Annotated in this window: 17 protein-coding genes; 9 read left to right on the forward strand and 8 right to left on the reverse strand. The window is 64.3% G+C overall.

Translation table 11 applies throughout. From position 1 onward, the window contains the following. The first annotated feature begins 39 nt into the window (after positions 1 to 39). Positions 40 to 261 (forward strand): hypothetical protein, encoded by a 222-nt coding sequence (locus AB4Z38_RS17415; RefSeq protein ID WP_441430869.1) that lies wholly within the window; start codon positions 40 to 42, stop codon positions 259 to 261. On the opposite strand, the gene AB4Z38_RS17420 is transcribed toward AB4Z38_RS17415, so the two are convergent. Beyond that, positions 164 to 406 (reverse strand): hypothetical protein, encoded by a 243-nt coding sequence (locus AB4Z38_RS17420; protein WP_441430886.1) that lies wholly within the window; start codon positions 404 to 406, stop codon positions 164 to 166. The genes AB4Z38_RS17415 and AB4Z38_RS17420 overlap by 98 nt on opposite strands. Between AB4Z38_RS17420 and AB4Z38_RS17425 the strand changes: the two genes are divergently transcribed. The 3 genes from AB4Z38_RS17425 to AB4Z38_RS17435 all read left to right on the forward strand — a co-directional run bounded on the left by AB4Z38_RS17425 (position 317) and on the right by AB4Z38_RS17435 (position 2,352). Further along, complete coding sequence (locus tag AB4Z38_RS17425; protein ID WP_441430885.1) at positions 317 to 550, forward strand: hypothetical protein; 234 nt, start codon at positions 317 to 319, stop codon at positions 548 to 550. The two genes, AB4Z38_RS17420 and AB4Z38_RS17425, sit on opposite strands and share 90 nt — an antisense overlap. Further along, positions 499 to 627 (forward strand): hypothetical protein, encoded by a 129-nt coding sequence (locus AB4Z38_RS17430; protein ID WP_441430870.1) that lies wholly within the window; start codon positions 499 to 501, stop codon positions 625 to 627. The genes AB4Z38_RS17425 and AB4Z38_RS17430 overlap by 52 nt, the downstream gene beginning before the upstream one ends. A 150-nt stretch (positions 628 to 777) precedes the next feature. Next, positions 778 to 2,352 (forward strand): arylsulfotransferase family protein, encoded by a 1,575-nt coding sequence (locus tag AB4Z38_RS17435; RefSeq protein ID WP_441430871.1) that lies wholly within the window; start codon positions 778 to 780, stop codon positions 2,350 to 2,352. Between the two features lie 18 nt (positions 2,353 to 2,370). On the opposite strand, the gene AB4Z38_RS17440 is transcribed toward AB4Z38_RS17435, so the two are convergent. The 4 genes from AB4Z38_RS17440 to AB4Z38_RS17455 all read right to left on the reverse strand — a co-directional run bounded on the left by AB4Z38_RS17440 (position 2,371) and on the right by AB4Z38_RS17455 (position 7,009). Then, entirely contained in the window at positions 2,371 to 3,822 is a 1,452-nt protein-coding gene (locus AB4Z38_RS17440) for a purine-cytosine permease family protein (protein WP_441430872.1), read from the reverse strand. 82 nt (positions 3,823 to 3,904) lie between these two features. Further along, positions 3,905 to 4,723, reverse strand: coding sequence for a carbon-nitrogen hydrolase family protein (locus tag AB4Z38_RS17445; RefSeq protein ID WP_441430873.1), 819 nt, complete (start codon positions 4,721 to 4,723; stop codon positions 3,905 to 3,907). Positions 4,724 to 4,770: 47 nt separating this feature from the next. Further along, positions 4,771 to 6,120 carry an APC family permease gene (locus AB4Z38_RS17450; RefSeq protein ID WP_441430874.1) on the reverse strand — a complete coding sequence of 450 codons (1,350 nt, stop codon included), beginning with the start codon at positions 6,118 to 6,120 and terminating at the stop codon, positions 4,771 to 4,773. 10 nt (positions 6,121 to 6,130) lie between these two features. After that, positions 6,131 to 7,009 (reverse strand): carbon-nitrogen hydrolase family protein, encoded by an 879-nt coding sequence (locus tag AB4Z38_RS17455; RefSeq protein ID WP_441430875.1) that lies wholly within the window; start codon positions 7,007 to 7,009, stop codon positions 6,131 to 6,133. A 93-nt stretch (positions 7,010 to 7,102) separates the two neighbouring features. On the opposite strand from AB4Z38_RS17455, the gene AB4Z38_RS17460 reads away from it, so the two are divergent. Then, positions 7,103 to 7,861 carry a FadR/GntR family transcriptional regulator gene (locus AB4Z38_RS17460; protein WP_441430876.1) on the forward strand — a complete coding sequence of 253 codons (759 nt, stop codon included), beginning with the start codon at positions 7,103 to 7,105 and terminating at the stop codon, positions 7,859 to 7,861. A gap of 19 nt (positions 7,862 to 7,880) precedes the next feature. On the opposite strand, the gene AB4Z38_RS17465 is transcribed toward AB4Z38_RS17460, so the two are convergent. Both AB4Z38_RS17465 and AB4Z38_RS17470 read right to left on the reverse strand, forming a co-directional pair. Then, on the reverse strand, positions 7,881 to 8,777 hold the full coding sequence (locus tag AB4Z38_RS17465; protein WP_441430877.1) for a hypothetical protein: 897 nt from the start codon (positions 8,775 to 8,777) through the stop codon (positions 7,881 to 7,883). Positions 8,778 to 8,796: 19 nt separating this feature from the next. Next, the gene (locus AB4Z38_RS17470; RefSeq protein ID WP_441430878.1) at positions 8,797 to 9,582 is read right to left on the reverse strand and encodes an alpha/beta fold hydrolase; all 786 of its coding nucleotides are present in this window, start codon (positions 9,580 to 9,582) and stop codon (positions 8,797 to 8,799) included. Positions 9,583 to 9,752: 170 nt separating this feature from the next. On the opposite strand from AB4Z38_RS17470, the gene AB4Z38_RS17475 reads away from it, so the two are divergent. Genes AB4Z38_RS17475 through AB4Z38_RS17490 form a run of 4 tightly spaced genes read left to right on the forward strand, consistent with a single transcriptional unit; the run spans position 9,753 to position 12,919 of the window. Then, the gene (locus AB4Z38_RS17475) at positions 9,753 to 10,535 is read left to right on the forward strand and encodes a phosphatase PAP2 family protein (RefSeq protein WP_441430879.1); all 783 of its coding nucleotides are present in this window, start codon (positions 9,753 to 9,755) and stop codon (positions 10,533 to 10,535) included. A 10-nt stretch (positions 10,536 to 10,545) separates the two neighbouring features. Next, complete coding sequence (locus tag AB4Z38_RS17480) at positions 10,546 to 11,211, forward strand: DedA family protein (protein WP_441430880.1); 666 nt, start codon at positions 10,546 to 10,548, stop codon at positions 11,209 to 11,211. A gap of 5 nt (positions 11,212 to 11,216) precedes the next feature. Further along, entirely contained in the window at positions 11,217 to 11,891 is a 675-nt protein-coding gene (locus AB4Z38_RS17485) for a response regulator transcription factor (protein ID WP_441430881.1), read from the forward strand. Positions 11,892 to 11,902: 11 nt separating this feature from the next. Then, positions 11,903 to 12,919: a sensor histidine kinase gene (locus AB4Z38_RS17490; protein WP_441430882.1), complete on the forward strand. Its 1,017-nt coding sequence runs from the start codon at positions 11,903 to 11,905 to the stop codon at positions 12,917 to 12,919. 5 nt (positions 12,920 to 12,924) lie between these two features. Here the strand turns inward: AB4Z38_RS17490 and AB4Z38_RS17495 are convergent. Beyond that, on the reverse strand, positions 12,925 to 13,971 hold a 1,047-nt coding region (locus AB4Z38_RS17495; protein ID WP_441430883.1), incomplete at its 5' end, for an HNH endonuclease.

The following is a 13,971-nucleotide window of genomic DNA, read 5'->3' on the forward strand; positions in this document are numbered from 1 at the left end:
TTTCTTGAATCAGTCCCCGTTTAGCGAAAGGAAGACACTATGAAACTCGTTCCTCCTACCCCCACGGCCAAAGCCCCGCAGGAGAGGTTCGCGGGAGACGTCTACCTCAACTCACTCCACAACGGCGAGGCGCCCTCGCGTCTCGTGGCGGCGATAGTCCGCTTCACCCCCGGCGCCCGTACGAACTGGCAACGAGGCCGCCGTCGGCGCGGCCATCAAGAACAGCGGCATCTCCCGCGACGAACTCTTCATCACCACTAAGCTCTGCGAGTGGCGCGCCATGCAGGAAATCCACAAGGACGGCCTCGCCCGTGCAATCGGGGTCTCGAACTTCCACCTGGACCGGCTGGTGGACCTCATCGACCACAACGAGATTGTCCCGGCCGTCAACCAGATCGAGACCCACCCCTTCCACCAGCGTGGCGCCGACCAAGCAATGATGCGCGAACGCGGCGTCCAGATCGAGTCCTGGGGACCATTCGCCGAAGGCCGGAACGCATGGCCCAGAACCTCGATGTCTTCGACTTCACCCTCGCGGACGAACAGATGAGCCAGATCGCCACCTTGGACACCGCTACCAGCCTCTTCTTCGACCACCGCGACTCCGCTCAAACCCCGGAATCCTGAGCTCGCGGGCCGACTCGAGGCAACAAAAACCTGCTCTTCGTGACGCCTGGACAGCCCGTACCAAACATCGAGTTCCCGCCCCGCCCACTTACGGCAAACTTGCAGCTTCTGTCCGGTTCCCGCACTGTGTTCCGGTCCTATCCTGAGGGGGTGGAGCAGAATACGGAGACTGGGGCGGCTTCGCGGGAAGACCGTGAGTCCCACTTCAAGGTGAGCCGGCGCGGCTTCCTTAGCGGGGCCGGGATGGCAGGCGCGGGATTGCTCGCGGGACTCGGCATCGCAAGGACGGGTATGTTGCCCGGGGGCACGGCCCCGGTCAGCGCGGCTACACCGACGCCGACGGCGTCACCCTCGCCGTCGGCGAGCAGCACGGCTTCCGCCCCTGCGATCCGTAGCTTCGTTTCCACGGCTTTGACCGCTGCCCGCGTTGCCAGCTGGGCTACCGGTCCTACCGGGGCAGGCCTGCTGTTCGTGGGACCGATGGGCCACGGCACCAACGGGCTGATCATGGACAACCACGGTGAACCGATATGGATGGAACCGACAGGTTCCGGCGTGACGGACCTTCGGGTACAAGCCTTCGAAGGCCAAACGGTTTTGACTTATTGGACTGGAATCGGAACCGGTGGACACGGTGCAGGAAAGGGCGTCGTCAAGGACGTCCACTACCGCACCGTGGCCGAAGTCAACACTGGCAACGGGCTCCAAGCGGATCTGCACGAGTTCACCATCACCCCCGCCGGGACGGCGTTGATGATCTCCTACCCGACTGTCCGGCATGACCTGACGTCGGTGGGCGGACCTGCACAGGGCTACATGTTTGATTGCCATGTCCAGGAAATCGGCATCCGTTCCGGCAAGGTCCTCTTTGACTGGACGGCCTCAGTCCACATCGACCTGACTGAGTCCTATGTGCGCCCGTCTGACAACCCCAAGGCCGACGGCTCCGACGCCACGAAAGCGTTCGATCCGTTCCACCTCAATTCCGTGGACGAGAGCGGGGACGCACTCCTTGTTTCGTCCCGCCACACGCACACCGCATATTTGATCGGCCGCTCGGACGGGAAGATCCGCTGGCGTTTGGGCGGGAAACGCAGCGACTTCTCGATGACGCCGGAGTCTGTCTTCGCTTGGCAGCATGATGTTCGACGCCGGCCCAACGGGATCGTCAGCATGTTCGACAACCATTACAACCAAGGCACCACCGGGACATCGCGCGGGCTGCTCCTCGCCGTTGACGAAAAGGCGCGCACCGCCGTCGTCAAGCAGGAGTTCAGCAGGGGCGGCCACCGGGGCGACGCCGAAGGGAACCTGCAGTTCCTCGATAACGGGCACGTCCTGGTGGGCTGGGGAGCGGACCCCGCCGCCACCGAATTCACTCCCGATGGGAAAGCGGTATTCGAGGCGACCGGACTGGGCGATGCCTCTTACCGCACCTACCGCTCGCCGTGGACGGGCCGGCCGGACACCGTCCCCGACCTGGCCGCGGTGCCCGGCAACGGGTCCACGATGCAGCTCTACACCAGCTGGAACGGCGCAACCGAGGTTGCCAAGTGGAGGTTCCTCACCGGAACCGGTCCCGGGTCCATGTCCGAAGCAGTGACGGTTCCGCGTCGGGGCTTTGAAACGTCGACGGCGGTGGCCGCCGCGCCGAGGGCCGCCGTCGAGGCTTTGGACAAGTCCGGCAACGTTCTGGCGGCGTCCACGGTCATCGCCACTGCCTGACCCCCGTCTAGAACGGAGCTACGGCAGGATGTGTTCGTGCGCGGCGGCCTCCAAGGCCTCGGCCTCTGCCTTGGCCAAGCGGGTCTCTGCCTCCACGTCGATACGCCGGGTCATTAGCCAGTACAGCCCAGCGGAGACGGGGAGTCCAATAAACAGCGAGATATCGGCGCCGTCAAGGGCATGGGCTATGAACCCGACGAAGAGCTTACCGGCGGAGAAGAAGGGGATCATCAGCACAAAGCCGACGAGGTAGGAGATGATGCCAGGCCAGCCCCAGCGTCCGTAGATCCCGTCCGGCTTGAAGATCTCTGCGATGGCGTAGTGGCCCTTGCGGACGATGAAGTAGTCGGTGAGGTTGACCGCCGTCCACGGAATGAAGAAGTACAGCACCAGCAGCAGGAAGTCGTTGAAGTTGGCCAGGAAGTCGGACGAAGCAAGGTTCGCCAGGACCACGGAAATGAGTGCGGTGATGGAGATCGTGATGATCCGGAGCCTCAGGGTAGGCCGGATCTGCCGCACGCTGTCGATGGACGATATCAGGGTCAGCGAACCGCCGTACATGTTCAAGGCGGTCACGGACAGCAGACCCAGGGCGGCGACGAACAACGCGATGCCACCGAATCCGCCGAAGAGCTGGTCGGCGGTGGATTTGATCGAGCCGATGGTTTCGAAGTTTTCCCCGGCGGCGGCGCCGATGTACGCGCCCAGGAACATCACCCAGATACCGCCGAGGGCACTGCCCCAGAAAGTCCACCGGAAGGTGCCCCTTCCGCTGGACGGCGGAAGGTAGCGGGAGTAGTCCGAGACGTAGATGGCCCAGGAAATCTGGTAGCCGGCCGCGACCCCCAGCTGGCCCAGGAACGGCACCAGATGGAAGTCGGCCAGGTTGTATGCGCCGGCAGGGATGACCAGCTTCACGGCTGCAATGGTGAGCAGCGCCAGCATGATGATGGTCAGGTAGGTCAGGTAGCGCTCAAAGGCGTGGATGAGGTCGTAGCCGAACAAGGCGATGACCACGGCAATAATGGTGACTACCCAGAACCACAGGTTTTGGGACCCGACGTTGACCGATTCCTGGATGGCTTGGCCGGCCAGGATGGTGTTGAAGATGTTGAAGCCGGCGTACTGGAGGTAGGCGAAGAGCCAAACCAGCAGGGCGCCGATGTAGCCGAATTGCGGCCGGGACTGGATCATCTGCGGCAGTCCGAGTTGGGGGCCCTGCGAAGAGTGCGCGGCCATGAACAGCGTGCCGACGAGCACCCCGATGGCGATCGCGAGCAGCGACCAGATCAGGTTGCCGCCGGTGGTGATGCTGATCAACCCTACGGCCAGGGTGGCGATCTGGGCGTTGCTGACGAACCACAACGGCCCGATGTGTGAGACCTTGCCGTGCCGCTCGTTCAGCGGAACGTAGTCGATCGACCTGACCTCCAGTCCGCGGCCCGATCCTTTGTCCGTCGTAGTGCTCATGGCGTTTCTCCTCCGATGCGTGGGTGCATCTTGACTTTGGTTTAGCACAGAGTTGGGCGGCCTAGAAGAGACCGCGGGATTCCTAGACGAGCCGGTGGTGCCGCCATGTGGGGAACTGGTCCCGGGCAGCCTGGACGGCATCCGGTGAAAGGTCCAGCGTCGCGGTGGCCGGCTCCGTGCCGAGGCTATGCAGGACAGTTCCCAGTGGGTCAATGAGCATGCTGTAGCCGATCGACACCGGCGGAATCTGGGAGACCGCCGCCACGTACACGCCGTTCTCTATTGCCCGGGCCTTGGCCAACGTGGCCCATTGCTCGGTCTTGGCTGTGCCTGGAACCCAGGACGAGCAGACGAGGAGCACCTCGGCCCCGGAATCGGCCAGGATGCGCGCCAGCTCGGGGAAGCGCAGGTCGTAGCAGGTCATCAACCCGAACGTCATCCCGCCGCAGGAAAAAGTGACAGGCACTGGCTCAGGCGCGGGTTTGATGTAGTCCGATTCGCGGAATCCTTGGCAGTCAAACAGATGGATCTTCCGGTAGCTGGCAAGGCGGGAACCGTCCGGACCGATGGCTACCAAGGTGTTGAAGGCGCGGTCTGTTTCCTCGGGTCCGTCCCGTTCCCCGGATCCGTCCCCTTCTTCGGATGCTTCCAGGAGGCCCGCGACGACGGCGATCCCGTAACGTGCAGCCGTCGCCTGGAGCTTGGCAGCCACCGGGCCGTCAAGGGGTTCAGCCATGTCCACGAAGCTCTGGTCCATCCGGCTTTTCTCATACGTCGAGTACTCCGGGAACACAATGAGGTCAGAGCCCTCGCCGGCGGCCCTGGCACAGTAATCCGCGATGAGGTCGAGGTTACGGTCGACGTCCGTGCCGGAATCGATCTGGGCTAGGGTGATGCGCACGGCAGTCCTCATTTCTCTGTGTTCCGGCAGCACGCTGTGACCTGTCGTCACACCAGGGCGGCTTCCTTTTCCTCCATCACCATCTCCGGCGGTGCCTTCCGGAACCCCTTGGTGATGATGCCCAGCACCACGACGCCGACGCAGAGCCAGATCAGCCCCAGCGTGATGGCATTCGAGTCCAGCTGGGAGAGCAGGAAACCGTCGATGATGGCTCCCACCGCCGGCATGACCACGTAGAACAATACGCTGAGCCGTTGCCCCGAACGTCGTTGGCGCAGGTAGTAGGCAATGACCGAGACATTGACGAGGGTGAAGGCCGTAAAGGCGCCGAAGTTGATGAACGACGTCGACGTGGCAACGTCCAGGAACATGGCGACGAGCCCCACCGCGCCGGTAATGACCAGGTTGAATACCGGTGTGTGGAAGGACTTGTTCAACGCCCCGAAGATCTTCTTCGGCAGGACTGAATCCCGGCCCATGGCGTAGAGCAGGCGTGAGGCGCTGGCCTGTGCCGCGAGCCCGGAAGCAAACTGGGACACCACGAGTCCCGCTAGGAAGACGGCGCCGAAAAACTGTCCGCCGATCTTCAACGCGATGTCCGACGCCGCCGACGCTGAATCGTCGAACACTCCGCCGGGGTGGATCAGCTGGGTCGTGTAGGACACGACAACGAAGATCGCGCCGCCGATGAGTGCGACGAGCATTATCGCCTTCGGCACGGTCTTCTTCGGCTCGATGGTCTCCTCGGTGAGGGTGGACACGGCGTCAAAGCCGAGGAACGAGTACGCGGCTATGGCGGCTCCGGCGGTGATCTTGTCGAAGCTCGACGTGTCGTTGAAGAAGGGTGCGGTGCTGACAAGCGCACTCGCGCCGGAGGTTGAGACCAAGGTTCCAACGGACAGCGCGACGAACAGGACTATTACCAGAAGCTGAAATGCCATCAGCAGGTAGTTGGCCTTGTCCGCCACCTTGACGCCAACCACGTTGAGCAGGGTGGTGATGGCGATGAACGCGACAATCCAGACCCCGATGGGAATATCGGGGAACTGCGCCGTGAGGTAGGAGCCTCCGATCAGCCAGATGACCATCGGCAGGAACAGGTAGTCCAGCAGGACTGCCCAACCGGCCAGGAACCCGATCCGGGAATCGATGGAGCGCCGGATATAGGTGTACGCGGAGCCGGCCACCGGATAGGCAACAGCCATCCGTCCGTAACTCTGCGCGGTGAAGAGCATGGCGACCATCGCCACCAGATAGGCCGACGGCGATGCTCCGCCGGTGGTTTCGGCGATCACGCCGAATATCGCCAGCACGATAAGCGGGGTCAGGTAGGCCAGCCCGAACAGGACCAGCGAGGGCAGTTTCAGGGCGCGCGTGAGGCTCGGTTGTGTAGTCACCGGTGGTTCCTTAGGAGTTGGAGGACCGCGGGGTCCACGTGGTCGGGTCGATGCGGCCTTGGTAGATGGGTAGCTCGATGGCCGGTTCGCCGAGGCGGAATTGGGACCAGGGACGGTTGAGGTTTTCGGTCCCGTGCGTGCGGACATGCTCGACGGCGGAGAGGTCCAGTTCCGCGGCGAGAAGGGTGGGGGCGTCGTCGTCGGCCGCCGCTATGGTGTTTCCCTCGGGGTCGACGATCAGGCTGAGGCCTTTGCCGGTAGGGCCCGCGCAGTTGACGCTGACCATGAAGACCTGGTTCACAATCGCGTTTGCCTTGGCGAGGACGAGTTCTTGCTGGCGGTCCGCCGTCGTGGTTTTCACGACATTGAGGATGACTTCGGCGCCCATCCACGCCAGTTGGCGGGTCACCTCCGGGAACCAGGCGTCGTAGCAAATGTTCAGGCCCACCCTGCCGATCCCTTCCAAGTCAACGGTTGTGAACCGGTCGCCGGGGTCGTAGGGCTCGAAGGGACGCCAAGGGAAGACCTTGCGGTAGTAACCGGCAAGCTCTCCTTCCGGGGAAAGGACCAACTGGGTGTTGAACAATTGCCCCTCGGGGCCGCGTTCGCAGACGCTGCCCGGAACCAGCCAGATACCCAAATCCGCTGCGAGCTGTCGCAACTCGTTGACCCGCGGACCGTCCAGCGGTTCGGCAGAGTCCTGCAACACTTCAGTGCGCTGCTGATCCGGGTAGGTGTCCCCAAAGAGGTGCAGCTCCGGGAAGACCACGAGCTTGCTTTGCGGTTGGATCGCGAGGGCGGCGGCCACCTCGGCTGCGAAGGCCTGGATCGGCTCGCCGATCAGTCGGGGTGACGTTTGGGCGGCGATGAGGGGAAGGATGCGTTGCACTGTTTTCTCCACGTTGTCGTTGTGACTCGCCTCATATTAGATCATAATGATCAAATAAAAGGAAGGTGGATTTTGCACCGTAAAGTAGCGGATATGACCCGTCAGCTCGAGGAGACCACCGGCGACTCACCCATCGATGCTGCCCCTTTGCTCGGAATCGACCGCCGGAGCGCCATCGACGCCGTGCGGCTGAGGATCGGCATGGCCATATCCTTGGGGCTGCTTCAGCCGGGGGAGAGGCTGCCCGACCAGCAGGACGTCGCGCTGGGCCTTTCGGTCAGCCCGATCACCGCGCGCAGGGCCCTGGCCAGCCTGGCTGATCAGGGCGTCGTTGTCCGCCGTCGCGGACGCGGCGGCGGCACATTTGTCGCTGACGAGCCGCCGCGGAACGTGCTCGAGCAGCTCGCTGCGTCGCCCGCAGAATCCCTTGCAGTGAACCGGCTGGTGGACCGTCGGCTCCTGTTCGAATGCGCGGTCACTCACTTCGCTGCGGTCAATGCCACGGCCGCGCAACTTGACGAGCTGGAGCGGCTTACCCATGAAATGGCCGGATCAAGCAATTGGTCCGAGTATCACCAGGCCGACGAGAGGTTTCACCGGCTGGTCGCGGCGTCCTCGGGCTTGGGTCCGGCGGTCGAGGTCTACAACGAAGCGTTGGCGGAACTCTACGCATACTTCATCCCGTACCCGATCGAGTTTCTCCACGAGTCCAATCGGGACCACATTGCGCTGGTGAACGCCCTGCGGGCCGGTGACGATCTCGGCGCGGTGGAGGTCTCGCGGCGGCACGTGGATGTCTTGCATAAGACGATGTTCATGGGACTGGCCGGCGGCGACCAGGCCAGGGGTTGAGCCTTGCCTGCGTCCCGAACTAGGACAATCCCTCCAACCGGGTTCGCGCCGCTTCCGCGGTCCGGCGTTCCCGGCCGGCTAGCCGGGCTGCCAGTTTGCGGTTCCGCTCGGCCAGGGTGATTGCCCATTCCGTCGCGGCAAGCTCCTGTTGCAACGCAGCCAACTTGTCTTTGGCAGCTTTGACTTCGACGGCGAGTTGCTCGCTCCGGCGCACGGCCTCCGACTTTTCGCGCTCGGCCTGGGCGAGTTCCAGGTCAGCTTTGTCCGCGTTGCTCTCTGCTTCCACGAGCGCGGCTTGCGCCTTCTCGCGTTCGCGCTCCGAGTCGGCGCGAGCGCGCTGGGAGTCTGCCCGCCCGCGCTGCCGCCCGCCGTCGTCGGGCTCTTCTTTGGCGGAATCCACCGGGGGAAGTGCACCCGCAATCGCCACCGCGCCCGAGAGATCCACGGGCTCCAATCCGTTCGTGGCGAGCGAACGCACCAGTTGCCCGCTGCGGAGCGCCGCGGCGGCGCCGGGATCCGTCATGGCGGCCCGCAACGTGGCCTCGATCTCCATCGCGGCGGCGCCACTGACCTTGACGCCGAGGCCTTCCGCCACCGCCCTGGCCTGCTCGACGGCGGCGCCCAGGACGCGCGGGCGCTGTTGACCGAGCGTGCGGAGGCGGTCGTGATCCTGCTGCTCCTGGGCCCTCCCGAGCGACGCCCCGAGTTCCAGGACGCCCGCGAATTCCTTGGTGCCGTGCCGGACGAGCATGTTGACAGCCCACGCCGCCGTCGAAGGCTTGGGCAACTGGGCGATCTGTTTCGCGAGTTCGGCGTCCCCCGCGGACTTGGCTTCCTTCGCCCGCGCGGTGCGGGCCGCCGTGAAGGCCGAGGGAACCAGTGTGTAGAGTTCGACGGCGACCGCGGCCAGTTCCATGGTGGAAGCGAGTGCCGTATTACTCGGCGAGGAACTCGGCCAGGGCGTCGGCCATGACTCCGGGTTCCCAACTGTGGTTGGCGCCTGAAATGGTGGCTTTGCGGGCACTCGGGATGTTGGCCACGATGGAGTCGGCCGCTTTCGGCATGATCGGTATGGTTTGCTCGCCGACGATCGCGAGGGTGGGCTGGGTGATGCCGGACCATAGTGCTGCCCGCGGCGCGGACTGGGTCCACGCAAGGGATTCGGCATCGGCAGAAAGGCTGGGGCCCAATTCGAGCATGATGGGCCATCCTGGACTGTTCTTGGCGCCGGCCAGCCACTCCGGCGGCATGTCCTTCATGTAGTACTCGATCGTGGCGGCCTTGTCGCCGGATGCGATCCGTTCCTGGAGCCCGGCGAAGAATTCGGCCCCGCCGGTGCCGAGTTCATCACTTAGGGGAGTCTCCCAGAGCGCCAGCTTCGTCACGGGTAGGCCTGCTGCCGCCGCTGCCAGGGAAATCGAGCCACCGGAAGAGCTCCCGAAGAGCGCAGCCTGGCCGCCCGCGATGTCGATCAGTGTGGCGAGATCGTCGATGTTGTCCTTCAGGGTGAATGACGGAGCCTCGGCGCTTTCCCCACGGCCGCGCCTGTCGTAGTCCAGCACCTTGAACCCCTTGGCAGCCAGGAGCTTGGCCATTTCCACCGTGTTGGGGTCGAAGCCCCTGAATTGCATTGCACCGCCAACCAGGATCACTGCGGGTCCCTCGCCGTGTTGGTCATACCCGATGCGGGTACCGTCTTTCGAGATCGCAAATTCGGACATCCCAGATCCTTTGATTTGGCGGACAGTAGGTTCCTAAACTCTGGGGCTCAGCAAACCACGGGTCAAGGGGAAAGGGCCGTGACCAGGAGTTCTTAAGAGCTTCTTAAGTGCCCCGCGGGAGAGTGGAAGAAGGCCATACAACGGCCGTCACCCCCGAACCGGAGAATCGCATGCCATCAGACGCCAAGCAGAACGCTTCCGCGGAAGGCCGCACTTCCGCCGTCGTCCGCCACAGTGTGCCGTTGCTTCCGCAGCCCAGGTACTGGCTTCTGTGGGGCATTGTCCTCGCCGCGGCGGTCCTTGCCATTGGCTTCAGCGTGAAGTCGGTAACAGGCCTGACCACCAGCGAATTCGGTGTCGACCAGGAACTCAGCCGCCATCACGTGGGCGTATTGACCACCGTGGCCATGGCACTGAACTTCCTCTTCGCCCCCGTCGCGGGAGTGTGCATTGTCCTGGTGATCGGCTTGTTCGTTTTCCTGGTTCGTAAGTCCTTCGTGCGGGCGGTCATGTTTGTGCTCTTCGGATGTTCGGGCTGGGCTGCCAGCGAGGTATTCAAACTCATCGTTGCCCGCCACCGGCCCAACCCTGCGCTACTTTTCGACCCCCTGGCTCCGGAAACGGGTTCCAACAGCTTTCCCAGCGGCCATACCGCCTTCGCCGTAGCGCTCGCATTCGCCCTGTACTTCGTGATCCGGGGAAGCCGGTGGGGCGTCATCACTGCGTGGGCCGGTGCTGTCATGGCCGTGGTAGTGGCGTGGTCGCGCATCTACATCGGAGTCCATTACCCCAGCGACGTTGTGGCGTCATTCCTGGCAACTAGCGCCGCAGTGATCGTTTTGGCCGGGCTCTGGAACCGGTACTCACCGCGGGTTTTCGCGCGGCTACCGTTTGGCGCTGGATCGGAAGAAGCCGCTTCGGAAGCAGCCGCAACCCAAGCACACGGATCCTGAGGAGGACCCCATGCACATACTTTCTGCCATGCCCGCATTCCTTGATCCCGCCACCCTCCTTCAGGGCCTGGGTCCCGCGGCGCTGGGCGTAGTGGCGTTGATCGTCTTCATCGAATCCGGTCTCCTTTTCCCTTTCCTGCCCGGTGACTCTTTGCTGTTCACCACGGGCCTGCTTCACCAGCAACTGCAGGTTGAACTGCCGGTGTTGATTGCCGTCGTATCGGCCGCCGCCATCGCAGGAGACCAGATCGGCTACATGCTCGGGCGCAAGTTCGGACGTCGCTGGTTCAAGGACGACGCCCGGGTCCTGAAGACCGCGCACCTGAACACGGCCGAAGAATTCTTCAAGCGCCGCGGCGGCCCCGCGATCGTCTTGGCCCGCTTTGTCCCCATTGTGCGGACATTTGCACCGCTGAGCGCAGGCATCGCCCGCTACAACTACAAATCCTTCACCCTGTGGAACATCGCAGGCGCCGTCATTTGGGGTACCTCCGTGACACTGCTGGGTTCCTGGCTGGGACACTATGAGTTCATCGCCAAAAACATTGACGCCATTGCCGTCATCATGGTTTTGATCTCCGTCGTGCCCTGGGGATTCGAGTTCCTCAAAAAGCGGCGCAAGGTTAAGGTAGGCGCCACGCCAGGCGCCGGGAACGGGCACGCCGGGGAAGAATAGACAGCATGACAACAGCTGAGAGGCCGTCCCTCCTCCTGGTCGAAGACGACGCCGCCCTGGGGCCGCTCATCAGCGAACTCCTGGAGCCGGACTTCGCCGTTCACCTGGCTGTCGATGGGAGCGTCGGCCTCCACCTCGGCTTGACCCGGAGTTGGGATGCGATGGTCATTGACCGGGGGCTGCCGGTCATGGACGGTATTGCCTTGATCAAGGCCCTTCGTGCCAAGGGGATCGCCACCCCCATCCTCATCCTGACGGCGCTCGGTGCCACCGACGAGAAGATCCGGGGCCTTGATGCGGGAGCTAACGACTACATGAGCAAACCGTTCGACGCCATGGAACTGGCCGCCCGCTTGCGAGCCCTGACCAGGACATACGCCCTGCCGCCTCAGACTCTGGGAATCGGTGACTGGGAGCTCGACGCCGGTGCCCGTTCCATGCGCTCCATGTACGGTTCCGTGGTCACGCTGACGGCGAAGGAAGCCGGGCTCCTCGAAACCTTGGCCGGCGAACCCGAACGTGTCTTTACCCGTGAAGACCTCGTCAACACCCTGTTCCACCCCACGGACCAGCCGGGCGTGATCGACACCTACGTCCACCACCTGCGCCGCAAGATCTCCAAAACGGTGATCCGGACGGTCCACGGCCTCGGATACCAGATCGGCGACCCCCATGACTGAGAACAATCACCATGACTGAAAACCCGGACCAGGCGACGCTCCGCAAAGCGTCCCTGAAGATCGCAGTGCGGATCAGCGCGGCATGCGCGGTTTTGGTTCTTTGCCTGCTGGCGGCCGCCGCTATTTATCTCTTCAACCAGGCACAGCATCCAACGCTGCCGGGACCCGGCGAAACCGACTCCGTCTACGCGTATCTGGATACAAAGGACCTCCTGAAGGCCATGATCGTTGCCGGCATTGCGGGGATCCTTCTCGCCGGGGCCATCGGCTGGCTCAGCGCGCGGAGTGCCATCAGGCCCCTGGGAGAAGCGCTGGCATTGCAGCGACGCTTCGTGCAGGACGCCAGCCACGAATTGCGCACACCCCTGGCCATCCTGGATGCACGCGTCCAGCTGGCCCAGCGCGATGCCCCCGCGGCCTCAAAAACCGGGGAAGCACTCGCCCGCATCCGCAATGACACTGCTACCCTCACCGTCATCGTCAACGAATTGCTTGTGGCAGCCACCGGCTCGCCTCCGGGTGCCGACGCGGAGCCAAGCGATCTCGCCAAGGTGGCGGGGGCAGTCGTCGAGAGCTTGCAACAGCTCGCGGGGGAGAAAGGCGTCCGCGTCACCCTGACGGAAAAAGACCGCCCCTTCGCGCTCATTGACAGCAATGGCTTCCGCCGTGCCCTCCTTGCCCTGGCCGACAATGCGCTAGAGCACACCCCCGCTGGCGGCCAAGTGGGGATCACGACGGCGGTGCTCGGTAACCGCGCGGTGGTCACCGTCTCGGATTCCGGGGCCGGGATCAAGGGAGTTGACCAGACCCGGATCTTTGACCGCTTCGTGAGGACCCACACTCCGGAAGGTGCGCCGGGCCAGCGCAGCTTCGGAATCGGCTTGGCGTTGGTCCGCGAAATCATCACCGGGGCCCGCGGCACTGTGGAAGTTGAGCGCAGCGGCCCGCGGGGAACGGTCATGAAGATCACGCTGCCGCTTGCTGCGAGAGATGCGGCTCCGAAAGATGCGGCGCCGGGCTCGGCATAGCATCCTTAGGCGGCCTGCAGTTTGGCGGGTTGGGCGTATTTCAGCGCCTTGGCATGGTGTCGGAGCTTGCGTCGGTGGCGCCGGGAATGCGCTCCGGTGTCGGGCGGGTCTCCATTCAAATGCGTTCCTGGCAGGGGTGGGGCTGTTGATCGGTAGGTGTGTCCGGTGGGGGTGCGGAGTTCGACGACGTGCCGTGTCCCGGGGCGTGTTGTTGCTGTCCGGGTTTGTGCTGTCCAGCCGGGGAGTTCTTTGGTGTGGTTGCAGGCTTCGCATAGCCCCGTCCCGTTGGCCAGGCTGGTCGTGCCGCCGTGGTGCCAGGGGATGATGTGGTCGATGTGCCTGATCGGTGCGTCGCAGTAGGGGGTGCGGCAGGTGTCGTCGCGGGCCTGGATGAAGCGCCGCAGCGCGGGCGGGAAAAGCCGCGCCCTTGAGTCGGCGGCGACGAGGTCCCCGGTTCCGGGGGCGGTGTAGAGGCGCCGGAGCCAGAGCTTCAAGCCCTGGTCTTGATCCTGGCCAACTTGGCCGGCTTGGGCCTGCCCGGGTTGGCCGGCTTCGGCTGTGCCGTGGTTCCGGGCGAGCAGTGTCCTGGCCCAAGCTGCGGGGACGATGCCGTACCCGGGGAGGCGGGCGGGTTCGCTGTCGCCTTGGAACAGGGTGCGGTCGGTCATGACGAGCTGGACTTCCACCCCGCTGATCCCTGCGGGGGTGCCGGTGGTGCGTTCGATGAGGGTGTCGGCCATGATCTGCCCCCGGGACCGGGTCTCCCCGGAGGCGCGGAGGGTGTCGGCGTGCCGGGACAGGGCCGCGTGCACGGCCACGCCTTGGGCGACGGGTAGCAGGGCGGTGAGGTAGGCCATCGTGTCGGGTGCCGGGCGGAGGCTGACGTGGCGTTCGGTGGCGGCGTGGCTGGCGCGCTGGGTGACGGAGCGGGGGTCCCGCCGGTAGGCCGCGGTCCGGGCCGCGGCGATGATGGCCTTGTCTCCGGCGCCGTCGAAGGTTCCGGTGTCGGCGGCGAGTTCCTCGTCCACGGCGGACCGGTCTTCGGCGGACAG

This window comes from Arthrobacter sp. 2RAF6 (genome assembly GCF_052115205.1).
GTDB lineage: Bacteria > Actinomycetota > Actinomycetes > Actinomycetales > Micrococcaceae > Arthrobacter.